Origin of the sequence: Mycolicibacterium arabiense (assembly GCF_010731815.2) — a bacterium.
Lineage (GTDB): Bacteria > Actinomycetota > Actinomycetes > Mycobacteriales > Mycobacteriaceae > Mycobacterium > Mycobacterium arabiense.
This window is the reverse complement of record NZ_AP022593.1, coordinates 2,271,479-2,296,632: the sequence shown is the minus strand read 5'-3', so window position 1 is coordinate 2,296,632 and position 25,154 is coordinate 2,271,479. Positions and strand designations below refer to the sequence as shown.

General features: G+C 69.5%; 25 protein-coding genes. 16 read left to right on the top strand and 9 right to left on the bottom strand.

Annotated features, from left to right (window positions below; all coding sequences use genetic code 11):
• Positions 1–29 precede the first annotated feature (29 nt).
• Together G6N61_RS12725 and G6N61_RS12720 are read left to right on the top strand one after the other, a co-directional pair.
• Positions 30–476 carry a MarR family winged helix-turn-helix transcriptional regulator gene (locus tag G6N61_RS12725; RefSeq protein ID WP_163918854.1) on the top strand — a complete coding sequence of 149 codons (447 nt, stop codon included), beginning with the start codon at positions 30–32 and terminating at the stop codon, positions 474–476.
• Positions 473–895 carry an organic hydroperoxide resistance protein gene (locus tag G6N61_RS12720; RefSeq protein WP_163918853.1) on the top strand — a complete coding sequence of 141 codons (423 nt, stop codon included), beginning with the start codon at positions 473–475 and terminating at the stop codon, positions 893–895. The genes G6N61_RS12725 and G6N61_RS12720 overlap by 4 nt, the downstream gene beginning before the upstream one ends.
• On the opposite strand, the gene G6N61_RS12715 is transcribed toward G6N61_RS12720, so the two are convergent.
• Both G6N61_RS12715 and G6N61_RS12710 read right to left on the bottom strand, forming a co-directional pair.
• Entirely contained in the window at positions 892–1,944 is a 1,053-nt protein-coding gene (locus G6N61_RS12715) for a nucleoside hydrolase (protein WP_264077043.1), read from the bottom strand. The two genes, G6N61_RS12720 and G6N61_RS12715, sit on opposite strands and share 4 nt — an antisense overlap.
• Positions 1,945–1,969: 25 nt before the next feature.
• Positions 1,970–3,991 carry an SDR family oxidoreductase gene (locus tag G6N61_RS12710; RefSeq protein ID WP_179973617.1) on the bottom strand — a complete coding sequence of 674 codons (2,022 nt, stop codon included), beginning with the start codon at positions 3,989–3,991 and terminating at the stop codon, positions 1,970–1,972.
• A 109-nt stretch (positions 3,992–4,100) separates the two neighbouring features.
• On the opposite strand from G6N61_RS12710, the gene G6N61_RS12705 reads away from it, so the two are divergent.
• Entirely contained in the window at positions 4,101–4,970 is an 870-nt protein-coding gene (locus G6N61_RS12705; protein ID WP_163918851.1) for a MaoC family dehydratase, read from the top strand.
• 24 nt (positions 4,971–4,994) lie between these two features.
• Here G6N61_RS12705 and G6N61_RS12700 read toward each other — a convergent pair whose 3' ends face one another.
• From G6N61_RS12700 to G6N61_RS12690, 3 genes are all read right to left on the bottom strand, one after another.
• Positions 4,995–5,471, bottom strand: a complete 477-nt coding sequence (locus G6N61_RS12700; RefSeq protein WP_163918850.1) for an SRPBCC family protein — start codon at positions 5,469–5,471, stop codon at positions 4,995–4,997.
• On the bottom strand, positions 5,468–6,178 hold the full coding sequence (locus G6N61_RS12695) for a DUF899 domain-containing protein (protein WP_163918849.1): 711 nt from the start codon (positions 6,176–6,178) through the stop codon (positions 5,468–5,470). Before G6N61_RS12695 ends, G6N61_RS12700 begins: the two co-directional genes overlap by 4 nt.
• Positions 6,179–6,249: 71 nt before the next feature.
• Entirely contained in the window at positions 6,250–6,945 is a 696-nt protein-coding gene (locus tag G6N61_RS12690; RefSeq protein ID WP_163918848.1) for a histidine phosphatase family protein, read from the bottom strand.
• Positions 6,946–7,113: 168 nt separating this feature from the next.
• On the opposite strand from G6N61_RS12690, the gene G6N61_RS12685 reads away from it, so the two are divergent.
• The 3 genes from G6N61_RS12685 (at position 7,114) to G6N61_RS12675 (ending at position 12,414) form a co-directional block, all read left to right on the top strand.
• Positions 7,114–7,590, top strand: coding sequence for an ester cyclase (locus G6N61_RS12685; RefSeq protein WP_163918847.1), 477 nt, complete (start codon positions 7,114–7,116; stop codon positions 7,588–7,590).
• Positions 7,591–7,683: 93 nt separating this feature from the next.
• Positions 7,684–10,977, top strand: a complete 3,294-nt coding sequence (locus tag G6N61_RS12680) for an error-prone DNA polymerase (protein ID WP_163918846.1) — start codon at positions 7,684–7,686, stop codon at positions 10,975–10,977.
• Positions 10,978–11,760: 783 nt separating this feature from the next.
• A complete protein-coding gene (locus G6N61_RS12675) occupies positions 11,761–12,414 on the top strand; it encodes a nitroreductase family protein (protein WP_163918845.1) in 654 nt (217 codons plus the stop codon).
• Here the strand turns inward: G6N61_RS12675 and G6N61_RS12670 are convergent.
• Positions 12,359–13,669, bottom strand: a complete 1,311-nt coding sequence (locus G6N61_RS12670) for an amidase family protein (RefSeq protein ID WP_163918844.1) — start codon at positions 13,667–13,669, stop codon at positions 12,359–12,361. The two genes, G6N61_RS12675 and G6N61_RS12670, sit on opposite strands and share 56 nt — an antisense overlap.
• 93 nt (positions 13,670–13,762) lie before the next feature.
• On the opposite strand from G6N61_RS12670, the gene G6N61_RS12665 reads away from it, so the two are divergent.
• Both G6N61_RS12665 and G6N61_RS12660 read left to right on the top strand, forming a co-directional pair.
• On the top strand, positions 13,763–14,401 hold the full coding sequence (locus tag G6N61_RS12665; protein WP_235887514.1) for a DUF1989 domain-containing protein: 639 nt from the start codon (positions 13,763–13,765) through the stop codon (positions 14,399–14,401).
• 25 nt (positions 14,402–14,426) lie between these two features.
• Positions 14,427–15,548 (top strand): oxidoreductase, encoded by a 1,122-nt coding sequence (locus G6N61_RS12660; protein ID WP_163918843.1) that lies wholly within the window; start codon positions 14,427–14,429, stop codon positions 15,546–15,548.
• Between the two features lie 15 nt (positions 15,549–15,563).
• Here G6N61_RS12660 and G6N61_RS12655 read toward each other — a convergent pair whose 3' ends face one another.
• Positions 15,564–17,126, bottom strand: a complete 1,563-nt coding sequence (locus G6N61_RS12655; protein ID WP_235887513.1) for a PucR family transcriptional regulator — start codon at positions 17,124–17,126, stop codon at positions 15,564–15,566.
• A 96-nt stretch (positions 17,127–17,222) separates the two neighbouring features.
• On the opposite strand from G6N61_RS12655, the gene G6N61_RS12650 reads away from it, so the two are divergent.
• Both G6N61_RS12650 and G6N61_RS12645 read left to right on the top strand, forming a co-directional pair.
• Positions 17,223–18,647 (top strand): cytosine permease, encoded by a 1,425-nt coding sequence (locus tag G6N61_RS12650; RefSeq protein ID WP_163918841.1) that lies wholly within the window; start codon positions 17,223–17,225, stop codon positions 18,645–18,647.
• Complete coding sequence (locus tag G6N61_RS12645) at positions 18,644–19,228, top strand: VOC family protein (RefSeq protein WP_198339339.1); 585 nt, start codon at positions 18,644–18,646, stop codon at positions 19,226–19,228. Before G6N61_RS12650 ends, G6N61_RS12645 begins: the two co-directional genes overlap by 4 nt.
• 16 nt (positions 19,229–19,244) lie before the next feature.
• On the opposite strand, the gene G6N61_RS12640 is transcribed toward G6N61_RS12645, so the two are convergent.
• Together G6N61_RS12640 and G6N61_RS30835 are read right to left on the bottom strand one after the other, a co-directional pair.
• Positions 19,245–19,709, bottom strand: coding sequence for a tRNA (cytidine(34)-2'-O)-methyltransferase (locus tag G6N61_RS12640; RefSeq protein ID WP_163918840.1), 465 nt, complete (start codon positions 19,707–19,709; stop codon positions 19,245–19,247).
• Positions 19,710–19,869: 160 nt separating this feature from the next.
• On the bottom strand, positions 19,870–20,151 hold the full coding sequence (locus tag G6N61_RS30835; protein ID WP_235887512.1) for a hypothetical protein: 282 nt from the start codon (positions 20,149–20,151) through the stop codon (positions 19,870–19,872).
• A 7-nt stretch (positions 20,152–20,158) separates the two neighbouring features.
• Here G6N61_RS30835 and G6N61_RS12635 point away from each other — a divergent pair, with 7 nt between their 5' ends.
• The 6 genes from G6N61_RS12635 (at position 20,159) to G6N61_RS12610 (ending at position 25,145) form a co-directional block, all read left to right on the top strand.
• Positions 20,159–22,771 (top strand): HAMP domain-containing sensor histidine kinase, encoded by a 2,613-nt coding sequence (locus tag G6N61_RS12635; RefSeq protein ID WP_235887511.1) that lies wholly within the window; start codon positions 20,159–20,161, stop codon positions 22,769–22,771.
• Positions 22,768–23,175 (top strand): roadblock/LC7 domain-containing protein, encoded by a 408-nt coding sequence (locus G6N61_RS12630; RefSeq protein ID WP_163918838.1) that lies wholly within the window; start codon positions 22,768–22,770, stop codon positions 23,173–23,175. The genes G6N61_RS12635 and G6N61_RS12630 overlap by 4 nt, the downstream gene beginning before the upstream one ends.
• A 105-nt stretch (positions 23,176–23,280) precedes the next feature.
• Positions 23,281–23,568, top strand: a complete 288-nt coding sequence (locus tag G6N61_RS12625) for a DUF742 domain-containing protein (protein ID WP_235887627.1) — start codon at positions 23,281–23,283, stop codon at positions 23,566–23,568.
• A complete protein-coding gene (locus G6N61_RS12620) occupies positions 23,549–24,163 on the top strand; it encodes a GTP-binding protein (RefSeq protein ID WP_163918837.1) in 615 nt (204 codons plus the stop codon). Before G6N61_RS12625 ends, G6N61_RS12620 begins: the two co-directional genes overlap by 20 nt.
• Position 24,164: 1 nt before the next feature.
• The gene (locus G6N61_RS12615) at positions 24,165–24,725 is read left to right on the top strand and encodes a pentapeptide repeat-containing protein (RefSeq protein WP_163918836.1); all 561 of its coding nucleotides are present in this window, start codon (positions 24,165–24,167) and stop codon (positions 24,723–24,725) included.
• Positions 24,726–24,767: 42 nt separating this feature from the next.
• On the top strand, positions 24,768–25,145 hold the full coding sequence (locus tag G6N61_RS12610; RefSeq protein ID WP_163918835.1) for a nuclear transport factor 2 family protein: 378 nt from the start codon (positions 24,768–24,770) through the stop codon (positions 25,143–25,145).
• Positions 25,146–25,154 lie beyond the last annotated feature (9 nt).

Below are 25,154 nucleotides of genomic sequence, written 5' to 3'. Positions count from 1 at the left end.
CAATTGAATTGAGGGCTACCGTCCTTGGCATGGCGGTGGTCGGAATCGATGATCAGTTGTGCTTCGCGCTGTACTCGGCGTCGCGCGCGATGACCGCCGCCTACCGGCCGATCCTGGCCGAACTGAACCTCACCTACCCGCAGTACCTCGTGATGCTGGTGCTGTGGGAGGAGGAGCAGGTCACCGTCCGGCGTCTCGGTGACCGGCTGCACCTCGACTCCGGCACGCTGTCCCCGTTGTTGAAGCGCCTGGAGGCCGGCGGTCTCATCAGCAGGCAGCGGTCACGCGAGGACGAGCGCGTCGTCGAGGTCACCCTCACCCCCGAGGGCCGCCGGCTCTCGGGCCGGGCCGAGTGCATCCCGGAGCAGCTGTTCTCCGCGACCGGCATGACCGCTCGAGACGCCGAGGGCCTGCGCGACGCGGTCCGTCGACTCACCGATGCGCTCAGCGCATCCGAAGGAAGGAAAGACTCGTGAAGACTCTCTACACCGCAGAGGCACTGGCCACCGGCGAGGGCAGGGACGGCCACGGCCGCACCTCCGACGGACGCCTCGACCTCGACCTGGCCACGCCGACCGAACTCGGTGGCGGTGGCAACGGCACCAACCCCGAGCAGCTCTTCGCCGTCGGCTACGCCGCCTGCTTCCACTCGGCGCTGCGACTGGTCGCCCGTCAGGAGAAGGCCGACGTCTCCGATTCCGCAGTGGGAGCACGGGTTTCGCTCGGTCAGATCGACGGCGGCGGTTTCGGTCTCGCAGTCGAGCTGGAGATCACCCTGCCCAACCTCGATCACGACGCGGCGCAGGCGCTGGCCGAGAAGGCGCACCAGGTGTGCCCCTACTCGAACGCCACCCGCGGCAACATCGAGGTGACGCTCACCGTCGGCGACGACTAGGAGACCAGGCTCGCCGCGAACGGCCCCACCCGGGCGATGAAGCGGTCGAAGAACGCCTCGGGGTCGACCTCGACACCGATGTGCGCGTTGGGGTAACGACCCCACGCGCCGGACCAATCGGCCACCGTCATCCCGCGGGTCAACGTGCCGGTCAGCTCGACGTCGACCGTCGCCTGCCGGTAGCGCACCAGGTCGGGATCGAGCGCCACCGCGGCGGCGAGTGGATCGTGCAGGTGTGCGAGGTATCCCTCGCCCTGGTCGAAGTGGAACTCGAAGTAGAACCGCATCGCATCCTCGAGGACGCGGATCAGGGGATTCGCGGCGGCCGATCGCGTGCCGCGGTCGTCGAGCACGCTCATCGGCGTGGTCGACGACCCGGCTGCGGCGGCGAGGCGCCCGAGCGTCGACGGTGTCATCGCGGCGTGTTCGGTGAGGTTGAGGCCCAACACGATCGGCAGGTGCGAGGGCTTCTCCAACCCCCACGCCGCGCCCCACACGTTGAAGACCTCGGAGGCTGCCTCGGGGTCCACGTGGACGTTCCACTCGGACACCGGCGTGGTGTTTCCGCGGTAGCCGAAGGCGCCGCCCATGATCACCAGGCGCCGCAGCAGCCGCGGCAGTGCGGGCTCGATGCGCATCGCCAGCGCGAGGTTCGTCAGCGGGCCCACGGCGAGGCCGACCAGTTTCCCCGGATGCTCCCGCGCCGCGCGCACCCACGCCTGCGCCGCGTCGTAGTCGGTCAGTCGTCCGTCGACGGGAGGCAATCGGGCATAGCCGAGTCCCTCCGGGCCGTGGGTGTCCTCGGCGGTGCGCAGCGGGATCGACAGCGGACCGTCGGCTCCCCTGGATACGGGTATCCCCGTGCGACCGCACAGTTCGAGTAGCCCGAAGTTGTTGGTGCACACCTGATCGACGGGCACGTTGCCCGCGGTGGAGGCAATGCCCACCACGTGGGCGTCGTCGCTCGCGAACAGATAGGCGAGCGCCATGGCGTCGTCGACGCCGGTGTCCACGTCGGCGAACACGGGTAACGCCTCGGCCTCCGTCACGCCGCCAACGATAGGGGCGAGGCGGTTACCAGTGCACGCCGGGGATCAGTCGCACCGCCCGCGTGACGGGCCGGGTGATCGCGCCGGGGAGACGCACCTGGGGAACGGCGGGCCGGGCGGGCGGCTTCGACCGTCGCACCGCGGGCTCCGCGGGGCTCTCCCCACGGGCCGCGGGGGAGTCCGGATACCCGAGGTAGAGCTGGTGCAGTATGCGGCGGGACAACTTCGGGACGACGTACGTTCCGAGATCGGCCAGCGTCCCGACCGGGGTGTCGATCCGCGCGGGCTTGTCGACGAGCCCTCGCACGACCATTGCCGCGGCGTGTTCGGCGGTGATGGCCGGCATCGGGTTGAGTTGGCGCGACGGGGCGATCATCGGCGTCTTCACCAGCGGCATGTGGATGTTGGTGAACGTCACGTGGTCCGAGAGCGTCTCGGTGCCCACCACGTCGGCGAAGGCGTCGAGCGCGGCCTTCGTCGGAACATAGGCGCTGTACTTCGGGCTGTTGGCCTGCACGCCCGCACTGGACACGTTGACCACGTGGCCGAATCGGCGCTCCCGCCAGTGCGGCAACAGCGCCAGCACCATTCGTACGGCGCCGAAGTAGTTGACCGCCATGACGCGCTCGTAGTCGTGCAGGCGGTCGGTCGACGCGCTCACCGAGCGGCGGATCGACCGGCCGGCGTTGTTCACCAGGTAGTCGACATGGCCGAAGCGGCCGAGGATGTCCTTGACGGTGTGATCGACCGACGACGAGTCGGTGACGTCACAGGTGAATGCGTAGGCCCGCCCGCCCTTCTCGCGGATCTCGGCCACCAGGTCGTCGAGTGCGTCGGCGCTGCGCGCCAGGGCGAACACGGTGGCTCCCCGCTCCGCGACGGCGATGGCCGAGGCGCGACCGATGCCGCTCGAGGCGCCGGTGATGACGACGTGCCTGCCGACCAGCGCGCCCGCGGGATGGTCGCGGCGGGCCCGGTCGGGATCCAGATGCTCGGCCCAGTACCGCCACAGCCGGGGTGCGTAGTCGGCGAAGTCGGGGACAGTGATTACGCTGTCCCGCAACGCCTCCGAAGTGTGCTCCGAGGCGAACGTCGGCGCGAGTTCGACGACGTCCAGCACCTCGCCGGGGATGCCCAGCTGGGTTGCGGCCATGTTGCGCAGCACCTTCGCCGCGCCGGACGCATTCATGAACGGGACGGCGGTGGCGCGCGGCAGCGCTCCCCGCAGCGGGGGAAGCCCGGCCTCCTTGGCGATGCCGCGGTAGATGCCACGGAGCCCGGTCGTCTTGCGGGCGGTGAGGTGGAACGTCTGACCATCGCGGCCCTCGGCGTGCATCAGCGCGACCAGTGCGTCGACGACGAAGTCGACGGGCACGATGTTGGTGCGGCCGACGTCGGGCAGCAGCACCGGCGTCACCGACGGCAACTTCGCCAGCCGACCCAGCACGCCGAAGAAGTAGTAGGGGCCGTCGACCTTGTCCATCTCGCCGGTGCGGGAGTCCCCGACGACGACGCCGGGGCGGTACACGCGGTACCGCAATCCGGGCGTCGAGCGCACCAGCAGCTCTGCCTCGAACTTCGTCTGGTGGTAGGCGGTGGGCAGGTTCTGGGAGACGTCGAAGTCCTCCTCGGTGTACTCGCCGCGGAAGTCTCCCGCGACGGCGATCGAGGAGACGTGGTGCAGGGTCGCACCCAGGCGTGACGCCAGGTCCGCGACGGCCCGGGTGCCGTCGACGTTGGTGGCCCGCTGCTGGGCGTCGTCGGCGGTGACGTCGTAGATCGCCGCGCAATGCACGACGTGGTCGACCCGGCCGACGTCGGCCAGCGTCTGGTCGCTGAGCCCTAGGTTCGGTGCGGTCAGGTCGCCCACCAGCGGTTTCGCTCCGTCGCCCCACTGTTCGGCGAGCTGCTCGAAGCGCCCGAGCGACTCGCGTCGCACCAGCACCCACACCTGGGGGGCGTCACCGGTGGGGCTCGTTGAGGACAGAAGCTTGGACACGACACGGCGACCAATGAACCCGGTACCGCCGGTAACGACATAGCGCATTCGGGTCATGGTCGTCCTCGGCGCCGGGAACGTCAATGCCCCCTCGCGCCGTCGGCTACTGTCCGTCACGACCCCGACTGAACGCCTTCGCCCACAGGGAGACATTCCAATGCCGATCAATCCGGACGCCATCGGTGCCAAGACCGATCCGCAGCGCTTCTCGTGGACCGACCGCGAAACGCTCCTGTATGCACTCGGCGTCGGGGCAGGCACCAAGGACCTCGCGTTCACGACCGAGAACAGTCACGACATCGAGCAGCAGGTGCTACCCACCTATGCCGTGATCGCCTGTCCGGCATGGGGTGCCGCCGCGCACGTCGGTTCCTTCAACTGGGCGATGCTGCTGCACGGCAGCCAGCGGATCCGCCTGCATGCGCCGCTGCCGCCCGCCGGGGCGCTCGACGTCACCTCCGAGGTCGCCGACATCCAGGACAAGGGTGAGGGCAAGAACGCGATCCTCGTGCTCAAGGGCACCGGCACCGACCCCGAGACCGGCGAGGTCGTCGCCGAATCGTGGTCCACTGCCGTGATCCGCGGCGAGGGCGGCTTCGGCGGACAGCCGGGCGATCGGCCCGCCGCCCCCGTGTTCCCCGACCGCGAGCCCGACGCGAAGGTGCCGCTGCCCACCACGGAGGACCAGCCGCTGATCTACCGGCTCTCGGGTGACCGCAACCCGCTGCACAGCGACCCGTGGTTCGCGCAGAACCTCGCGGGCTTCCCGAAGCCGATCCTGCACGGCCTGTGCACCTACGGTGTTGCGGGCCGCGTGCTGGTGGCGGAACTGGGTGGCGGCGACGCGACCAGGATCCGGGCCGTCGGCGCGCGGTTCACCTCGCCGGTGTTCCCGGGCGAGACCCTGACGACGTCGGTGTGGCGCACCGAACCGGGTCACGCCGTGTACCGCACCGAGGCCGCCGAGCCCGACGGCTCCAACGCTCGTCTGGTACTCGACGACGGCACCGCGGAGTACGTCGACTGAACCCGAATCCGTTGCCGGGCTAGCTCACCCGACGACGGCACGCTCCAGCGCGGCGAGTGACTCGTCGATGAACTCGGGGCCGAAGACCGGCACCCCCACCGCGTCGCGGAAGCCCTGCTCGGTGCCGCTCCAGTCGTAGGTGATCGTCACGTCCGTGCCGGAACCGTTGGGCCGCAGGTCGTATCGCCACCACCAGCCGCCCGGCCCATGCTTGCCCGCGTCGTCCAGTTGGCCGGGCAGCCAGGCGATGGTGCGGTCGGGCTCGAACTCGGTGACCAGGTTGTGCATGACGTAGTGGCCGCCGGCCGCCTCGAGGAACATGTTCACCGCGAAGATCTGGCCAACCCGGGTGATCGGCTCGGTGTCGATCGCGTCGCGGACCCAGTCGCCGGGTTCGGTGTCCCGGTGCCGCGTCGGGTCGGCCAGCACGGCGAACACCTCGGACGGACTGGCGGCGATGGTGCGGGTGGCGACGTAGCGCTCCCGGGTCGGTGCGCTCATCGCCCGGCTCCGTCCGGGCCGTAGTACTTGGCGACGTCGGGGGAGTCGAGCCACTTGGAGTAGGTCGGCGACTTCGGCCAGCCCTCGGGGGAGTCCTGCCATTCCTCCTGGCGTCCCCACGGCAGCAGGTCGATCAGCGCGAAGGTGTGGCTCAATTGCTCGGTGCCGCGGCCATTGGTGTGCCAGGTGCGGTAGACGGTGTCGCCGTCGCGCAGGAAGACGTTGACCGCGAACCCTTCTCCGGGTGCGGCGTCGACGTCGGCGCCGAACGAGCTGCCCGCCGAGGAGTACCAGTCCATGCGATTGCCGACCTTCGTCCGGTAGGCCAACGCCTCCTCGATCGGACCGTTGGTGACGACGACGAAGCGGGCGTCGTAGGCGTCGAGGAAGTCGAGCCGGGTGAACTGCGAGGTGAATCCGGTGCACCCGCCGCACTGCCACTGGGCGCCGTCGGTCCACATGTGGTGGTAGGTGATCAATTGGCTGCGACCGTCGAACACGTCGGCGAGCCGGACGGGTCCGTCCTCGCCTGCGAGCGTGTACTCGGGGAGTTCGACCATGGGCAGGCGTCGGCGCTGCGCTGCGATGGCGTCGAGTTCTCGGGTGGCCGCCTTCTCGCGGCGGCGCAGGTCGTCGAGCGCGGCGCTCCAGGTCGCCTGGTCGACGACGGGGGGCTTGGCGGTGCGAGTCACGGTCTGTTCGGTCATGGGTGCCTCCTCCAGAATCTGATCCTCTTGACGATGTCGACTCGGCTGCGGCGTGGAACTCATCGCCGCGGTCACTCGACTTCTGCGCCGTCCCATTCGACGAGGTGCCAGCCGTCGTGCGGGTTGCCGCGCACGACGACGCGGCCGGTGTTCGGCAATGGCTTGGACTCGGCGAGGTCGAGCGGGGGATCGTCGACGTTGAGCATCGTCCACATCGCGATGGCCGCGCCGTGGGAGTAGACGACGGGCTGCTGCTGGCCGCTGCCATAGACGGCGTCGACGGCCTGGTCGAACCTGGCGTCGAATTCGTTGCCGTCGATGGAGCCGGGGATGCGAGCCGCGCGGTCGCCGTCGAGCCACTGCCGAAGTGGTTGGAAGTAGCCGGTCAGGGCGTCGCGCTCCGGGGTGCCTTCGAGGTCGCCCGCCTCGATCTCGCGCAGGCCGTCCAGGACGACGATGGGGAGGCCGAGTTGGTCGGCGAGGGGCTGCGCCGTCTGCTGGGTCCTGATCATTGACGAGGCGTAGATGCCGTCGTGCGGCGTGCGAGCCAGCTCGACGGCGACCTCCTTGGCCTGCCGTTCGCCCTCGGGCGTGATCGACGGCCCTGGCACGGTGGTGTCGATGATGCCGCTGGCGTTGCCTGCGGACTCGGCGTGCCGGACGAAGGTGATGGTGACGTCGGGATCCGCCGATGCCGGTGCTGCGACGACCAGCGCTGCCGTCATCGACGCGAACAGGACGCCCAGCGTGCGACGAAGTCGACTCATCGATCCATCCTGCGGGGTCAATGCCACCACTACAAGATCAGGACCTCCCTACGATCTCCACGTTCTCTCCACCTACCGCGGCGTGCGGTGAGCGAGGCTGAACTCGTGAACCCGACACCAGTTCCGAACACAGACCGTGCGCAACTCTGCGTTCGGTCCATCCACCTCATGGCGACGTCCGAGCCGGCCGAGTTCGCCGAGGTGATTCACCCGCGCGCGGTGAACCGCGAGGCGATCGCCGAACCGCCGGCGGCCCGGGGCTTGGGGCCCCTCGCCTACCGCGCGACGGCGTTGTGGCTGCAGGAGGCATTCGACGATCTGGCGTGGGACGTCCATGACGTGGTCGAACACGGTGACCTGGTCGTCGTCCACGTGACGATGCGCGGCATCCAGACCGGTACGTTCGTCAGCTACGGGCCCGATGCCCGACCCGTCGCGGCGTTCCCGGCGCGGGGACGCCGTTTCGCCATCACTCAGACGCACTGGCTGCGCACTGCCGACGGCTTGGTCATCGAACACTGGGCAAACCGGGATGATCTCGGCATGGCGCAGCAACTGGGTTGGACGCCGCCGTCTCCCGGCTACTTGCTGTCGATGTGGTGGGCGCTGCGTCGAGCCCGCGCCGCGCACGACCGTCAGGGGTGATGCCCGGGGAAGGTCTCCGGATCGCGACTTGGTCGAGGAGTGTCAGCCGGAGGATGACTACAAGATCGAACGCATGTTCGATAGCATTCATGGGTGGGCTGGAACGATGGACCTTCGACGTGGACGGAGATGGAGCGCGTCCTCACCAGCAAGCCACGCCGGGCGGGCCTGCCCATCGCCGAACCGACGGGCGACGGTGGCGACAGCCCGGCCTGGTCGCGCAAGCGTGGCGCCTACGAGCCGGTGGGGGAGAAGCGTCGGCCTTCCGCCATCCCGTATGCCGAACTGCACGCCCACTCCGCCTACAGCTTCCTCGACGGCGCCAGCACGCCCGAGGAACTGGTCGAGGAGGCGGCCAGGCTCGACCTGCGCGCCATCGCGCTGACCGACCACGACGGGCTCTACGGCGTGGTGCGGTTCGCCGAGGCGGCCAAGGAACTCGACGTGTCGACGGTGTTCGGTGCGGAGCTGTCGCTCGGGAACGTGCCCCGCACCGAGGATCCCGACCCGCCGGGCCCGCACCTGCTGGTCCTGGCCCGTGGACCGGAGGGGTACCGGCGGCTGTCGCGTGAGATCGCCAAGGCGCACCTGGCCGGCGGGGAGAAGGGCAAGCCCCGTTACGACTACGACAGCCTGTCCGAAGCGGCGGGCGGGCACTGGCACGTGTTGACCGGCTGCCGCAAGGGACATGTTCGGCAAGCGCTTTCGACGGGCGGGCTGGAGGCGGCCGAGGCGGCGCTTGCCGACCTGGTCGACCGCTTCGGCGCTGACCGCGTCAGCATCGAACTCAGTCGCCACGGCCACCCGCTCGACGACGAGCGCAACGCCGTGCTGGCCGGGTTGGCACCCCGCTTCGGCGTCGACGTGGTCGCCACCACCGCCGCGCACTTCGCCGAACCCTCCAGGGGCAGGCTGGCCATGGCGATGGGCGCCATTCGGGCGCGCAACTCGATGGACGAGGCGGCGGGATGGTTGGCGCCGCTGGGTGGGGCGCACCTGCGCTCGGGCGAGGAGATGGCCCGGCTGTTCTCGCACTGCCCCGAGATCGTCACGGCGGCAGCCGATCTGGGCGAACAGTGTGCGTTCAAGCTGGCGTTGATCGCGCCCCAACTACCGCCGTTCGACGTGCCCGAGGGGCACACCGAGGACAGCTGGCTGCGGCAGCTGACCATGACCGGCGCCGAGCGGCGGTACGGCCCGCGGGAGCGTGCGCCGCATGCGTACGCGCAAATCGAGCACGAGCTGAAGGTCATCGCTCGGCTGAACTTCCCTGGCTACTTCCTGGTGGTCGACGACATCACGCGGTTCTGCCGGGACAACGGCATCCTCTGCCAGGGCAGGGGATCGGCGGCCAACTCGGCGGTCTGCTACGCCCTGGGCGTCACCAACGTCGACCCGGTGGCCAACGGCCTGCTGTTCGAGCGGTTCCTGTCGCCGGCGCGTGACGGACCTCCGGACATCGACATCGACATCGAGTCGGATCTGCGGGAGCAGGCGATCCAGTACGTCTACGACCGCTACGGTCGCGACTACGCCGCGCAGGTCGCCAACGTCATCACCTACCGCGGGCGCAGCGCGGTGCGCGACATGGCCCGTGCCCTCGGTTACTCCCAGGGCCAGCAGGACGCGTGGAGCAAGCACATCAGCCGGTGGAACGGGCTACCCGACTCGCCCGACGTCGAGGACATCCCGGAGTCGGTGATCGACCTGGCGCTCCAGGTCAAGAACCTGCCCCGGCACATGGGCATCCACTCCGGGGGCATGGTGATCTGCGACCGGCCGATCGCCGACGTCTGTCCGGTGGAGTGGGCGCGCATGGAGAACCGCAGCGTGCTGCAGTGGGACAAGGACGATTGTGCGGCAATCGGTTTGGTGAAGTTCGACATGCTTGGCCTCGGAATGCTCTCGGCGCTGCACTACTGCATCGACCTGGTCGCCGAGCACAAGGGCATCGACGTCGACCTGTCGCAGCTGGACCTCTCGGAGGCCGCCGTCTACGAGATGCTGCAGCGGGCCGACTCGGTCGGCGTGTTCCAGGTCGAGTCCAGGGCGCAGATGGCGACGCTGCCGCGGTTGAAGCCGAGGGTCTTCTACGACCTGGTGGTGGAGGTGGCGCTCATCCGCCCCGGCCCCATCCAGGGTGGGTCGGTGCACCCGTACATCAGCAGGCGCAACGGGGAGGAGCCGGTCGTCTACGACCACCCGTCGATGGAGCCGGCGCTGCACAAGACGTTGGGCGTGCCGCTGTTCCAGGAGCAGCTGATGCAGTTGGCCGTCGACTGCGCAGGGTTCTCCGCGGGCGAGGCCGACCAGCTGCGCCGGGCGATGGGCTCCAAGCGGTCGACCGAGAAGATGCGACGCCTGCGCGACCGGTTCTACGACGGCATGCGGACCCGGCACGGCATCACCGGCGACGTGGCCGACCGGATCTACGAGAAGCTGGAGGCGTTCGCGAACTTCGGCTTCCCCGAGAGCCATTCGCTGAGCTTCGCCTCGCTGGTGTTCTACTCGTCGTGGTTCAAGCTGCACCATCCGGCGGTGTTCTGTGCGGCGCTGCTCCGCGCGCAGCCGATGGGCTTCTATTCCCCGCAGTCGCTGGTCGCCGACGCGAGACGCCACGGCGTGCTCGTGCATGGTCCCGACGTCAACGCGAGCCTGGCACACGCCACGCTGGAAAACTCGGGCATGGAGGTGCGGTTGGGCCTCGGCGCGGTTCGAAACATCGGGTCCGATCTCGCCGAGCAGATGGTCGACGAGCGAAATGCCAACGGCCCGTACACGTCCCTGGTCGACCTGACCGGTCGCGTTCAGCTGTCGGTGCCGCAGACCGAGGCGCTGGCCACCGCGGGTGCGCTGAACTGCTTCGGCATCGAGCGGCGTGAGGCGTTGTGGGCGGCGGGGGCGGCGGCCAGTCAGCGGCCGGACCGGTTGCCGGGCGTCGGGTCGTCGTCCCACGTGCCGTCGCTGCCCGGCATGACGCACCTCGAGCTGACCGCGGCCGACGTCTGGGCCACCGGGGTGTCGCCGGACAGTCACCCCGTGCAGTTCCTGCGGGCAAAGCTGGACGCGATGGGGGTGGTGCCCGCCGATCGGCTGCTCTCGGTGCGCGACGGCACCCGGGTGCTGATCGCGGGTGCGGTGACCCACCGGCAGCGCCCGGCCACCGCGCAGGGCGTGACGTTCCTGAACATCGAGGACGAGACCGGGATGGTCAACGTCATGTGCTCGCGCGGGGTGTGGGGGCGGCACCGCAGGCTGGCGCAGACGGCGTCGGCGCTGGTGATCCGCGGCATCGTGCAGAACGCGACGGGCGCGGTGACCATCGTCGCCGACGAGCTGCGGCCTATCGACCTGCGCGTGGCGTCACGGTCGCGCGACTTCCAGTAAGCGTGGGCCAGTAGGTAAGCCCCTCCTCCCGCGAGCGTGCGTGTCTGCGGGCGACACGCCGCTCGCCGGGCGATCTCTGCGCACGCTCGGCCCACACTCTCCGCCGAGCGTGGGCCTTATGTACGCAGAACGCCCCCCGTGCGTACACAACCCCCACACTCGAGGCGTCGATCACGTACGGACGCTGGCAGCGCACTTGGCGCCGCGCAGCGTCATCATTTGTTGACGCGTCCGGGAGCGACGTGCTGCGCGCTCGCTCGGCGCCACCGCCGAGCCCCCGGCCGAGCGTGGGGCTTATGCACGCAAAACGCCCCTTGTGCGTACACAACCCCCACACTCGAGGCGTGGTTCATCGCGCGGACGCCGACAGCGGACACATAGCGCCGCGCAGCGTCATCATTCGTTGACGCGTACGAGCGACCGTTCTGAGTGCACGCTCGGCGCCACCGTCAACCCCCTGCCGAGAGGCGTCGTTCACGTACGGACGCTGGCAGCGCACTTGGCGCCGCGCACCGTCATCAATCGTTGACGCGTACGGGAGCGAGACCGTGCTGCGCCTCGCTTGGCGCAGCGCCGAACCCCTGCCGAGCGTGGGCCTCCTGTACGCAGAACACCCCTCGTGCGTGCACAACCCCCACACTGGAGGCCGTTCTGCCAGCGGACACATGGCGCCGTGCACCGTCATCATTCGTTGACGCGTCCTGGAGCGACGTGCTGCGCGTCACCACTGGACGCAAACCTTGGCGCGGGTGACCCTCAGGCACGCTGGGTAGTCTCCGAAACATGACTTCCTCCGAGCCGCTGAACCTGACCGTCGACGAACTCCTGACCACCACCCGCTCGGTCCGCAAACGCCTCGACCTGGAGAAGCCGGTGCCGCGCGAGGTCCTCCTCGAATGCCTCGACCTCGCGCTGCAGGCGCCCACGGGATCCAACTCGCAGGGCTGGCAGTGGGTGTTCGTCGAGGACCCCGAGAAGAAGAAGGCGATCGCCGACGTCTATCGGATCGCCGCCAATCCCTACCTCGCCGCCCCCAAGCCCCAGTACGGCGACAGCCGCGACGAGCGCACCCCGCTGGTCGTCGACTCCGCGAAGTTCCTCAGCGATCACCTGCACGAGGTGCCGGTGCTGATGATCCCGTGCCTGGAGGGTCGACCCGACGGCGCGCCCGCAGGGATGAGCGCCGGTTTCTGGGGATCGCTGATGCCCGCGGCGTGGAGTTTCATGCTGGCCCTGCGGTCGCGCGGGCTCGGCTCGGCGTGGACCTCGCTGCACCTGATGGGCGACGGCGAGAAGCAGGTCGCCGACCTGCTGGGCATCCCGTTCGACAAGTACTCCCAGGGTGGGTTGTTCCCCGTCGCCTACACCAAGGGCACCGACTTCAAGAAGGCCAAGCGTCTGCCGGCCGAGCAGCTGACGCACTGGGATACCTGGTAAGTCGCTCCATCTCCGCGGCGGCGGCCAGCACGACGTCGTCGTCACCGTCCGGGGCGGATACCAACAAGCCCATCGGCCCCGGCATCGGCAGCGTCAGTCCGCACGCGCCGAGGTAACTCAGCACCATCGTGGTGCGCAAGGTGCTCGCATTGCAGGCGTCGTAGACCTCGTCGGAGGCGAGGAGGTCGTCGATGCGTGGTGGTTCGTGCCGCACCGTCGGGCACAGCAGCACGGCGCCCGCCAACTCGGCGGCGAACCGAGCGCGCAACGGTGCCATCGCGCTGCGCACCGGTCGAACCGACTGCGCCACATCGGCATTGCGGGCGAGCCGCCGCGCGGTCGCTGGCTCGATGTTCGCCGACGTCGACAGCAGCGCGCCGTAGGTGGCGTACGCGTCGGCGCCGACGATCGTGCCGTGGGCGTCGAGGAGTTCCTGCGCGCGTGTCATCGATTCGACGTGCTCGACCGTGACGTCCGCGCCGCCAGCGCGCAGGGTCTCGACGGCCGAATCGAACGACGACCGGACCGCGGGCGTGCAGTCGTCGAGCCATTCACCGGACGGAACGACGGCGCGGCGCACCGCGGGCACTCGGCCGTCGCGTCCGACCAGCAGCCGGTCCAGCAGGCGGACGTCCGCCACCGAGCGGGCCAGCAGGCCGACGCTGTCGAGCGTGGGGGAGAGTGGCCGAAAGTCGTGCTCCCCGTACCGAAATCGGCTCGCCCGGTAGCCGACGCAGCCGCTGAACGCGGCGGGCACGCGCACCGAGCCGGAGGTGTCGGTCCCGATCGCGAAGGGCGCGATCCCGAGCGCGACGGCGACGGCCGACCCCGACGACGAGCCGCCGGGCACCAGCGCCGGATCCACGGGGTTGACCGGTGTGCCGAAGCGCCGGTTGATGCCGAGTCCGGAGAACGCGAACTCGCTGAGGTTCGTCTTGCCGACGGTCACCATGCCCAGCGAGGCGCACCGCCGCACCAACGCGCTGTCGGCACGGGCGGGTGGATCGTCGGCGAGCGAGGCCGAGCCACACGTGGTGACGGTGCCCGCGACGTCGAACAGGTCCTTCCACACCACCGGGACGCCGTCGAGCGGCCCGAACAAGGCATCGTCGCGGCGTCGGCCACCGCTGCGGTCGGCTTCCCGGCGGGCGCGCTCATGGGTAACGGTGATCATCGTCGACCGGGCCGCGGCGTCCGCGGTGCGGGCGAGGGCACGCTCGCACGCGTCCCGGGCCACGCCGTTGGGGGACTCCATCGCACCGAGGCTAACCAGGCTCACCGGCACGGGCCATGGAGGAACGCACACCGAAGCCGGGCGTCACTGAACGAAACGACATGAGCAGTCGACGTGACCGCGACGTTGACTGTGGACATGGAGTTGACGCACGACACCACCAACATGGTGATTCCCGCCGGCCAAGGCCTGGCGTTCCGCATCCGCGCGGGTGACCGCTTCCGCCTCGTCGACCCCGAGGGCGGCCAGGTCGGCGACCTGTTCGCTTTCGCGGCATCCGACCCGACCGAATACCTGTCCGCCGCGCATACCCGAACGTCGGTCAGCAGGCTGTTCCCGCGCGTCGGGGAGCCTTTCCTGACCAACCGACGGCGGCCGATCCTCACCCTGACGGCCGACACGTCACCAGGTGCGCACGACATGCTGATCGCCGCCTGTGACCCCGCCCGCTACGAGGCGTTCGGGGTAACCGGGCACGCCTCGTGCGCAGACAACCTCCGAATCGCCCTGTCTCGCCTCGCGATCACCACGCCGGTGGTCCCACAACCGGTCAACGTCTTCATGAACATCCCGGTCGGCGCCGACGGCGACCTGAGTTGGCTACCCGCGCCGAGCCGCCCCGGCGACGCCGTGACCCTCGAGGCGGACATGGATTGCGTGATCGTCGTGTCGGCCTGCCCGATGGACCTCAATCCCATCAACGGCGACCGACCCACCTCGCTCGCCATCGAATTCGTCGCACCCCGTACCTAGCACCCCACCCCAGCAGGAGGACACCATGCAGCACGCACACCCCGCCCTGAGTCCCCATCGCATCGGCGCTCTGGCGCTGCGCAACCGGCTCGCCGTCGCCCCGATGACCCGCGTCTCGGCGAACCCGGACGGCACGGCCACCACGGAGATGGCCGACTACTACGCCGAATTCGCGCGCGGCGGTTTCGGGTTGATCGTCACCGAGGGCATCTACACCGACACCACGCACAGCCAGGGGTACCTCAATCAGCCAGGCCTGGCGACCGAGGCACACGTCGAGGCATGGCGTGGCGCCACCGACGCTGTGCACGCCCACGGCGTTCCGTTCATCGCCCAGCTGATGCACGCCGGCGCGCTGTCCCAGGGCAACTCCTTCGGCGCCGGAACCATCGCACCGTCTGCCATCGCCCCGATCGGCCGCCCGCTCGGCGAGTACGGCGGTCACGACCACTGGCCCACGCCCCGAGCCGCCACCCACGACGACATCCGCAGCGTCACGGCCGGTTACGCCGACGCGGCCGCGCGGGCCGTGGCCGCGGGCTTCGACGGCGTGGAAGTCCATGCCGCCAACGGCTACCTGCTCGATCAGTTCCTCACCGTCTACACCAACCAGCGCGACGACGACTACGGCGGCGACCTGGTCAACCGCATCCGGTTGACGGCCGAGGTCGTTGCGGCGATCCGCGACCGCGTCGGCGCCGACGTCCCGATCGGGGTGCGGTTGTCGCAGACCAAGGTCAACGACTTCACCTACCGCTGGCCGGGTGGTCCTGCCGACGCCGAGGTCATCTTCGCCGCGCTGGCTCGAGCGGGTGTCGACTATCTGCACGTCGCCAGTGAGGGACGGGACTTCATCGACACCGCGCGGTTCTCGGATCGCCGCACCATCACGGCGCTGGCCCGTGAGGTCAGCGGCGTACCGGTGATGGCCAACGGTGGAATGCACGGTCCCCGACAGGCGGCCGACGTCCTCGACGGAGGGCACGCCGACCTGCTGTCCGTGGCGCGCGGGGCGCTGGCCAACCCGGATCTGCCCGAGCGGCTCGCCGCAGGCGTCGAACTGAATCCCTTCGACCACGCGATGATTCAACCGATGGCGACCATCGCCAACGCGCGGGAGTGGTCGACCGCGCGCAGCGTCCGATGAGACCCGCGGTGATCGTCAGCCCAGCGCGTCGGCCTCGATCGCGAGGAACAGGTCGACCCGGTCTTCGAGCCGGCTGACGTCCCGTCCGGTCAGCTCGCCGATCTTGGCGATGCGGTTGCGCAGCGTGTTCACGTGGACGTACAGGGCGCCCGCCGTGGTCGACCACTGCCCGTCGTTGCCGAGGAACGTCCGCAGCGTACGTTCGAGTTCCGTCCCGTGCTGGCCGTCGTGGCTGCGCAGCGGCCCCAGGATGTCATCGGCGAAGCGTCGCAACACCGTTCGGTCGTGCAGGCCGAGCAGCATGCGGTGGGTACCGACGTCGGCGAACGTCCCCACCCGCGAGCCGGTACTGCGCCTGCGCAGCACCTGGCACACCTCGCGCGACCCGATCAGCGGTTCGCGCAGCGCTGCGGAATCGGTTGCCACCGAACCGATCCCGATCACCGTACGGTCATCGGGAAAGCGGGCGCCCATCGCGGCCACCACTTCCTCGGCCAGCGTCACGATCGCCGCGGCATCATCGTGCCACGGGAAGACGACGACGGTGTCCTGGCTGCCGGCGACGACCACCGCCGGAACACCCCGTCGGGCGAAGAAGTCCTCGACCTCGTCGGTCGACCCGGCGGGTCGTCGTGGGCCGTCGCCGACGACGAGGGTGATGACCGCCAACCGACCGGCGGGGTCGATGCCGAACGCGCGCAACCTGTCTCGAACCTCGCCGGCCCGCGCGGCGCCCGAGAGGATCATCTCGAGGAGTTCGCTGGAGAACCGCGACTCGATCGCCTGCAGGGCCTGCTGCTTGGTGACCTCCAGGCTCAGGAACCGGGCCGCCTGATCGACGGCATCCTGCTCCTCGGGAGTGAGGTCGGCCATGGGGCGCAGGCAGAACACGCCCGCGTCCACCTCGCCCATCGCCCCCTCGACGAGGAACACCGACGCGTGGCCGCCGTCGGGCAGGTCGACCTCGAGCGGCGGGGGTCTGCGTGCGAGCGCGTGCGCCGCGGTCTGGTCGAAGTCGGGGTGTACACCGGCGCCTGCCAGTCGCCTGCCCATCCTGTCGACCACGACCAGCGGCAGATCGTGATCGCGACGCAGGACGTCGAGCACGCCCTGTGCGCCCCCGCCACGCGAGATGGCCGTCGCAAGCGCGTTCCCGCGCCGCACCAGACCCGCCAGAGCCTCCTGACGGGCCGCGCCCTGGATGCGAGCCGCAGCCTCGGTGATCGCCGTGAACGGCACGGCGATCGACACCGACGCGAGTGGGAGGCCGGCGTCGGTGCAGGCGTCGAGCAGGTCGTGCGGAACCGTCGGCGTCGTCTCGGTGAGCCCGAAGATCAGGCCGGAGGCGCGGGCCCGTCGGAGTGCCGCCACGAAGTCCGCGGCACCGGCGACGTCGCGCCACAGCCCGTTGGTGAGCACGAGTTCGGTGGCGCGGACGTACGGCGACGGGTCGGGTAGCTCGGTGTTGTGCAGCCACAACACTTCCCGGTCGGTATCGCCCGGTCCGCCCGGCGCCAGGAGGTCGAGTTCGAGCGCGGCGTCGTCGAGCAGGGCACGGAACGTGAGCACGTGTCTCATCATCCAGTCAACGAGGGCGACGGTGGACGTTTATCCACTCACTCGCCGTCGCGGGCGGTGTTTCGATGATCGTGCCAGCAACGACAGGAGTCCGCGATGTCGACCAGTCCGCTCGACGCACCGACCACGACCGACCCCACGGCAGATGCCGCGGTGCCCTTCGACGCCCACGGGATCGACCCGATCCCCGACGACAGCCGCGACTGTTCGCCGTGGGAGTTGTTCTGGATCTGGTCGGGCGCCAACATCGCGCCGATCAACTGGGTGCTGGGCGCACTCGGCATCACATTGGGCCTCAGTCTGGTGGAGACGCTGCTCGTGGTGGTGCTCGGCAACGTCGTCGGGTGCGCCGTGTTCGGCGTGTTCAACGTCATCGGGCACCGCACGGCCGTCAACCAGATGGTGCTGGGCCGGGCGCCGTTCGGCAGGAAGGGCGCCATCGTCCCGGGGCTCGCGCAGTTCGCGCTGACGATGGGCTGGGTGGGCGTCAACACCTGGGTGGTGCTCGACCTGGCATTGGCGATGCTCGGCGAACTCGGCGTCACCGGCGGTGTGTGGCTCGAGGTCGCCGTGGCCGCCGGCATCATGGTCGTCCAGCTGGGGTTGGCCCTCTACGGGTTCTATGCCATCCGGAGCTTCGAGAAGTACACCGTGCCTGCCACTGTCCTGGTGATGGCGGTCATGACCGTGATGGCCATGGCGACCACCGACGTGAACTGGACCCTGACCGGCACCCCGATGGACGGCGGCGACAAGGTCACCGCGGTGACGCAGCTGCTGACGGCCATCGGCATCGGCTGGGGTCTGACGTGGATTCCCTACGCGTCGGACTACAGCAGGTTCGTCCGTGTCACGGCCTCGACCCGCGCGGTGTTCTGGTCGTCCTCGCTCGGCATGTACCTGCCCACCGTCTGGCTCGCCGCGCTGGGGGCATGCCTGGCCAGCGCAGGCCACGGCAGCGACCCGTCCACCCTGGTGGTCAGCACCTTCGGCGTCATGGCGATCCCGGTGCTGCTGCTCCTGGTGCACGGGCCGATCGCGACGAACATCCTCAACCTGTACTCGTGCTCACTGGCTGCGCTGTCGATCGGCGTCCAGGCGGCGCGCTGGAAGGTGACCCTGGTCGCGGGTTTGGTCGCCTCCGGCGTGCTGGCGGTGTTCGTCAACGCCGACAGCTTCGCCCATGCCTTCGATCAGTGGATGGTGTCGATCCTGGTGTGGATCAGCCCGTGGGCGGCGATCGTGCTCGTCGACTACTTCGTGGTCCGGCGCGGGTCGCTGGACGTCGCGTCGCTGTATCCGGGTGACCGGGCGCTACCAGGCCGCGCGTTCAACGTCAGCGGACTGGTCAGCCTCGCCGCCGGCCTGGTCGCAGGTTGGTCGTGGCAGTACGGGTTGGTCCCGGTGATGCAGGGCCCGTTGGCCAAGGCGCTCGGCAACACCGACTTCTCCTGGCTGTCCGGAAGTCTCGTCGCCGGTGGGCTGTACTTCCTGCTGACCCGGCGGGAGGCGCGCTCGTGAGCGACGACCCCTCGCTGCCCACGGTGCTCAGCGCCACCACGCTGTCGAATGGTTTCTTGGGCAAGCTGATCGAGATCTGCTTCGTCACCGCCGACCACCGCCGGACAATGGAGGGCCTGGTGCGGCTCGGCATCGGGCCGTGGCGGGTGTACACCTTCGACTCGGCCACGGTCACGGGCCGCACGTACCGCGGCGCCGACGCCGACTACGCGATCAAGGTCTGCTTCGCCGACGTCGGCGATCTGGCCGTCGAGATCATGGAGCCGCTGTACGGTCCGTCGATCTTCCAGGAGTTCCTCGACGCCCACGGCGAAGGCATTCAGCACGTCGCCTTCGACTGCGAGGAGAGGCCCTGGGAGCAGCGCGCGGCCGAGTTCGAGCGGCGGGGCTTCCCGCTGGTTCAGTCGGGCCGGTTCATGGACGCCAACGCGTTCGCGTTCTTCGACACCGAGGCCGCCACCGGCACGACGTTCGAGACGTACTCGATCCCGACGGGCTTCGTCTGGCCGGAGCCCGAGGAGTGGTACCCGGCCCCGCCGCCTGCCGGTCAGGCGCCCCCGGTGCGGGAACAGCGGCACTGATCCTCCCGCGGCGCGCTCACGTGGCGCCCGCGAAGCCGTTCTGTCGCCAGGCCTCGTACACCGCGACCGCGGCGGCGTTCGACAAGTTGAGCGACCGTCGTCCCGCCAGCATCGGGATGCGCACGGAGGTGGTGACGTTCGGGTCGCCGAGTGTCTCGGCGTCCAACCCCGTCGGTTCGGGTCCGAACAGCAGGACGTCCCCGGGTCGGTAGTCGACGGCGGCGAACGACGTCTCCGAGTGGGCGGTGAACGCGAAGACCCGGGCCGGCAGGACCGCTGCCCAGGCCGCGTCGAGGTCGGCGTGCACGGTCACCGATGCCAGGTCGTGGTAGTCGAGCCCGGCGCGACGCAATTTGGGCTCCGACAGATCGAAGCCCAGCGGCTCGACGAGGTGCAGTTCGCATCCCGTGCCCGCGACCATGCGAATCGCATTGCCCGTGTTGGGCGCGATGCGCGGCGAGTAGAACATCACCTTGAACAATTGCCGCGCCTTTCCGATCGTCAGTACTGCCGACGCTACGTGGCTCCTCGTCGTTCGACGCCGCGAGAACGGCAATGGTCTCGGGCGTGCAACGAGATTTGCTCGTATGGCACACGAAGTGGCAACGCCCTGGTCACGAACTCCGTTCGATCAGCAGCAGTCATGGAAACGCCCGCTCATCGCTGTCATACTCGATCAATTGCCGGGCGATGACGCCTGCCCATCGATGGGCGAAGAGCTGCAGGAAGTCACATGAACGACGCGCGATCACAAAGATGCGGCCGACCGGCCCGAAATGCGGCGCAGTCGCGATGACGCGCGCTGCGCAGCCGCCATTCGCGGGCACGACAACCGAATTCGGCGACCATTCGGCGCCGCCGGTGAAGCGGCCTGCGCGATGGTCGGTGAGCAATTGGCCCGTCGGCTGGAAAGTGTTCGCCATCGTATTGGTGCCGCTGTTGCTGGCAGGCGCATTCGGCGGTCTGCGGATCTACTCCGGGTGGAATGCGGCAGCCGATTTGCGAGTGGCCGCCGACCGCGCGGAGATGGTGCCCGCCATCGAGCGCTATACGGCGGCCCTCGAATCTGCCCTGCTGGCCAATTCGACCGGCGGTGACAGCGCATCGGCGATTGCCGACTACGACGCAGCCAAGCAGGAACTGCAGCGCCGACTCGGTACCACCGACGTCGTGCCCGACGTGGCCGGCGGCGTGAACTCGCTGCTCGACGACGGGCAGTCGCTGCTCGATCAGGTGGCGGCCAACAGCATTGCCCTGCGCGACCGGATCACCAGGTACGCGCCGATCCTGCTCACCGCGGAGGACGCCGTGAACGGGTCGGTCCGCGTCGACGACGAGCGCATCCGTGCCGACGCGCTGGGGCTGTCCAGGGCGATGGGCGCGCGCGGCCAGATGGTCATGCAGCAGTTGCTGGTCAACCTCGGGGCGCAGGTGCCCGAACCCGAACTGCGGACGTCGATGATCACGCTGGCAGGCACCGAGCCCTCCACGCTGTTCGGCATGGTGCAGGTGCTCGGGGTCGGCTCCCCGGACGCCGAGAAGCTGCAGGCCGAGATGGTGCGCCGGATGGCGCTCATGTCCGATCCGGCGGTACCGCTGGTCAACAACCCCGAGATCTCGGAGTCAATCCGGACCACCGGTGACATCGCCCGCCAGGTGATCGACCGGACCACCGCGGACGTCACCTCCGGTGTCGAGGATCAGGCAGCGGCCACGCGCAGCGAGGCCATTCGCGACTCGGTGATCGTTGGCATCGCCCTGCTGCTCGCGCTGCTGTTGGTGGCGATCGTCGCGACCACTCTGATCCGGCCGTTGCGCCGGCTTCGCGACGGTGCGTTGCGGGTGGCGCACGAGGACTTGGCGCGTGAACTCGACCGGGTTCGCTCCGGTGGCGAGGTGCACCAGATCGAGCCGCTGCCGGTGTACACCACCGAGGAGATCGGGCAGGTCGCCCACGCGGTCGACGAACTGCACGAGCAGGCCGTCCTGCTCGCTGGCGAACAGTCGCGGCTGCAGGTGCAACTCGGCGACATGTTCGAGACTCTGTCGCGCCGAAGTCGGTCGCTGGTGGACCAGCAGCTGTCGCTCATCGACCACCTCGAGCGCGACGAGGAAGACCCGGAGCGTCTGCGGAGCCTGTTCCGACTGGACCACCTGGCGGCCCGCATGCGACGCAACGGCGCAAACCTGCTGGTGCTCGCGGGATCGAAGGTGCCCCGCGAACACGCTGAGCCCGTGCCGGTCGCGGCGCTGGTCGACGCCGCGGCTTCCGAAGTGGAGGACTACACGCGGGTCGTCACGGCGGGGGTTCCGGACAGCGAGGTGCTCGGGGTGGTCGCGGGCGACCTCGTGCACCTGCTGGCCGAGCTGCTCGACAACGCACTGCGCTACTCGCCGCCGGTCTCGCAGGTGCGGGTGTCCGCGGTGCACACCGGCAACGGCGGCCTCGTCGTGGAGATCAGTGACGTCGGCCTCGGCATGACCGACGCCGATCTCCGGGTCGCCAACGCTCGGCTGCAGTCCGGTGGCGAGGTCAACCCGTACACGGCCCGGCACATGGGCCTGTTCGTCGTCGGGCGCCTCGCTGGCCAGCACGGATTGGTGGTCCGGCTACGCAATACCACTGCGGGCGAGCGCAACTCGGGCACCACGGCGGGTGTGTACGTGCCCGCGGAGTTGCTGCTGCGCAACGGTGCGCCGATCCCTGCCGCAGCCCAGGCGGCAGCCGAGCCCGAACCCGCCGCCGCGGAATCTGCTGAGGTCGGCTACGACGAATTCGCCGAGTACACCGAGGACGCCCCGGACACCGACGAGTTCGTCATCGGCGAACCGGCAGAAGAACCGGCAGCGGAACCGGTAGACCGCAACGGCCACGTCGACGTGCCGGTGTCGTTCCTCCCGCAACGCAGACCGGGTGCCAGCGGCATCACCGACATCCCCCCTGGGCCAGCGGAGTTCACCGAACTCGTCCCGCGAACCGATGAGCAGGCACCGACCGACACCTCCGCGTTCTTCGCATCACGCGCGCACGCGGCAGCCGAGGCACCACCGCCCCGACCCGAACCGCCCCAACCCGAACCGCAACGGCCCCAACGCGAACCCCGACCGCCGAGCGACCCGGCCGAAGCCCGCGCAGGGGGCAGCGGTGACGGCAGCATCTTCGACAAGATGCTGTCGGAGTGGCTCATCGACGACCCGCACGAACTCGCCCAGAGCACCGACCTCGATTGGCAGACGGTGTGGGACAAGGGTTGGTCGGCGGCCGCGGCGGCCGAGGAGGCACCCGTCGCTCAGCACACCGACGACGGCCTGCCCGTGCGGCAGCCCGGCGCGCGGCTGGTTCCCGGCGCCGCCGACCGTGATGACCGCAACGGCGTCGGCGCCAACGGCTCGAACGGTGCGCAGAACCGGACCGCCGACGAGTCACGTCCGATGCCCGCGCGCGACCCGGAAGCCGTGCGCGCCAGCATGAGTAGTCATTTCGGCGGCGTGCACGCCGGCCGCAACCACGTCCGCGAGAGCAGGGAGACCGACCGCGAATGACCCGTTCCGCCCAGCGCGACTCCCTTGACTGGCTGGTCGCCAGGTTCGCCGACGAGGTCGCCGGGGTGTCGCACGCCATCCTGGTGTCCGCCGACGGGCTGCTGATGGCGGCCAGCGCGCACATGCCGGTCGAACGGGCGGATCAACTGGCTGCGGTGGCGTCGGGTCTGGCGAGCCTGTCCAGCGGTGCGGCGCAACTGTTCGAGGGCGGTTACGTGCTGCAGTCGGTCGTCGAGATGGAGAACGGCTACCTACTGTTGATGCGCGTCGGCGACGGGTCGCACCTCGCCACCCTGGCGACCAGGTCGTGCGACATCGGACAGATCGGCTACGAGATGGCCATCCTGGTTGAGCGGGTGGGCGCCGTGGTGCAGTCCGGGCGCCGCTCCGCGCACCGGGGGTGAGTCGACGTGGATCAGGTGCGCGACGGCTGGCGTAACGGCGGTTCCCCCGCTGAGCCCAACCTGGTGCGGCCCTACATCCTGACCGCGGGCCGCACCGCGCCGCGCATGGATCTGCCGCTCGAGGCGACGATCGCGACGGTCGAACCGAGCCCACCGGCACGCTGGCCGGGCAGCGACGTCCGGGCCAGGATCGTCGATCTCGGCGGCGGCGACACGTCCGTCGCGGAGGTCGCTGCGCGGCTCGACTTGCCGCTCGGCGTTGCGCGCGTGCTGATCGGTGATCTCGTGGCGCAGGGGTATCTTCGGGTGAACGCCACGTTGTCGGAATCGGCGACGATCGAGGAACGGCGGGAACTCATAGGGAGGACGCTGCGTGGGCTACGGGCACTCTGAGCGCACGCGCTCATCCGGCTCGGAGTCTTCGCGCAAGCGCTCATCCGCCTCCACGAAGATCGTCGTCTCCGGTGGTTTCGGCGCAGGCAAGACCACATTCGTCGGCGCCGTCTCCGAGATCGTGCCGCTGCGCACCGAGGCCATCGTCACCAACGCCTCGTCGGGCCTCGACGGGCTCGACGCCACGCCGGACAAGAACACCACGACCGTCGCGATGGACTTCGGCCGCATCACGCTGGCCGACGACCTGATCCTGTACCTGTTCGGCACTCCCGGGCAGCGGCGCTTCTGGTTCATGTGGGACGACTTGGTGCGCGGAGCGATCGGCGCGATCATCCTGGTCGACGTGCGGCGCCTGCAGGACAGCTTCGCGGCCGTCGACTTCTTCGAGGCCCGCAAGATGCCGTTCCTCATCGCGGTCAACGAGTTCGACGGCACGCGACGGTATTCGGCGGAGGCGGTGCGCACAGCGCTCGCGTTGCCCGACCACGTTCCGGTGGTGCTCGTCGACGCGCGCGACCGGCACTCGGCGCGTGCCTCGCTGATCGCGCTCACCGAGTACGCGCTGATGAACGTCAGCTCGATGACCGGCTGACGTGGTCGATACCGACGACATCTGGATCGACCGGGAGTACGTCGGGCACGACTTCCGCGACCAGGACCTCAGCCGGCTACGCACCGAGCGGGTGGTGTTCACCGAGTGCAACTTCAGCGGTGTCGACATGACCGAGTCCGAGCATCTGGGCTCGGCGTTCCGCAACTGCGACTTCCGTCGGACGGCGCTGGCGCACAGCACGTTTCGCCAGTGCAGCCTGCTGGGCTCGGTCTTCACCGAGTGCCGCCTGCGCCCGATCACGCTGCAGGAGGTCGACTTGACGCTCAGCGTGCTCGGCGGATGCGACCTGCAGAAGGTGGACCTGTCGGACTGCCGCCTCCGCGAGGCGAGTCTGGTGGGCGCGAACCTACGAGAGGCGGTGCTGCGTCGCGCCGACCTCTCCGGGGCACGCACCCAGAACGCGAGGTTCGGCAAGGCCGATCTGCGTGGCGCCCGCGTCGACGCGACGTTCTGGACCACCGTCGAGATGCGCGGCGCGCGGGTCGACGTCGACCAGGCGGTCGCCTACGCGGTGGCCCACGGCCTGGTGCTCGCCGACTGAAAGCGGTTGCCAGCTGGTCGGTTCGTGCGATAGACCGGCACCATGTCGACCCGAGCCACGATCGCACGATGGCTGACCCTGTTCAACGCCGGTGATGCCGACGGCATCGCCATGGTCTACGCCGAGGACGCCGTCAACCATCAGATCGCACTGCAGCCCGTCGTGGGGCGGGCGGCGATCGCCCAGTTCCACCGCGAGACGTTCGCCGGGGGACCACTGACGTGCGAACCGATCAACCTGGTCGTCGACGGGGAGTGGGCGGCGCTGGAGTGGACCGACCCGGACGGGTTCCGGGGCTGCGGCTTCTTCCTGGTGCGTGACGGCCTGATCGTGCACCAGCGCGGCTACTGGGACAGCGCACAATGGCCGCGGTGCACCCAGGGGTACACGCCGAGTGAGCACGAGCCGTCATCGAGATAGCGCTCAGCG

Coding starts and splice junctions, on each gene's coding strand:
- G6N61_RS12685 (WP_163918847.1), top strand. CDS start 7,114: ATGGCGACGTCCGAGCCGGCCGAGTTCGCCGAGGTGATTCACCCGCGC.
- G6N61_RS12650 (WP_163918841.1), top strand. CDS start 17,223: ATGTCGACCAGTCCGCTCGACGCACCGACCACGACCGACCCCACGGCA.
- G6N61_RS12660 (WP_163918843.1), top strand. CDS start 14,427: ATGCAGCACGCACACCCCGCCCTGAGTCCCCATCGCATCGGCGCTCTG.
- G6N61_RS12625 (WP_235887627.1), top strand. CDS start 23,281: ATGGATCTGCCGCTCGAGGCGACGATCGCGACGGTCGAACCGAGCCCA.
- G6N61_RS12725 (WP_163918854.1), top strand. CDS start 30: ATGGCGGTGGTCGGAATCGATGATCAGTTGTGCTTCGCGCTGTACTCG.
- G6N61_RS12710 (WP_179973617.1), bottom strand. CDS start 3,991: ATGCGCTATGTCGTTACCGGCGGTACCGGGTTCATTGGTCGCCGTGTC.
- G6N61_RS30835 (WP_235887512.1), bottom strand. CDS start 20,151: ATGGCGAACACTTTCCAGCCGACGGGCCAATTGCTCACCGACCATCGC.
- G6N61_RS12610 (WP_163918835.1), top strand. CDS start 24,768: ATGTCGACCCGAGCCACGATCGCACGATGGCTGACCCTGTTCAACGCC.
- G6N61_RS12655 (WP_235887513.1), bottom strand. CDS start 17,126: ATGAGACACGTGCTCACGTTCCGTGCCCTGCTCGACGACGCCGCGCTC.
- G6N61_RS12700 (WP_163918850.1), bottom strand. CDS start 5,471: ATGAGCGCACCGACCCGGGAGCGCTACGTCGCCACCCGCACCATCGCC.
- G6N61_RS12630 (WP_163918838.1), top strand. CDS start 22,768: ATGACCCGTTCCGCCCAGCGCGACTCCCTTGACTGGCTGGTCGCCAGG.
- G6N61_RS12670 (WP_163918844.1), bottom strand. CDS start 13,669: ATGGAGTCCCCCAACGGCGTGGCCCGGGACGCGTGCGAGCGTGCCCTC.
- G6N61_RS12695 (WP_163918849.1), bottom strand. CDS start 6,178: ATGACCGAACAGACCGTGACTCGCACCGCCAAGCCCCCCGTCGTCGAC.
- G6N61_RS12675 (WP_163918845.1), top strand. CDS start 11,761: ATGACTTCCTCCGAGCCGCTGAACCTGACCGTCGACGAACTCCTGACC.
- G6N61_RS12690 (WP_163918848.1), bottom strand. CDS start 6,945: ATGAGTCGACTTCGTCGCACGCTGGGCGTCCTGTTCGCGTCGATGACG.
- G6N61_RS12705 (WP_163918851.1), top strand. CDS start 4,101: ATGCCGATCAATCCGGACGCCATCGGTGCCAAGACCGATCCGCAGCGC.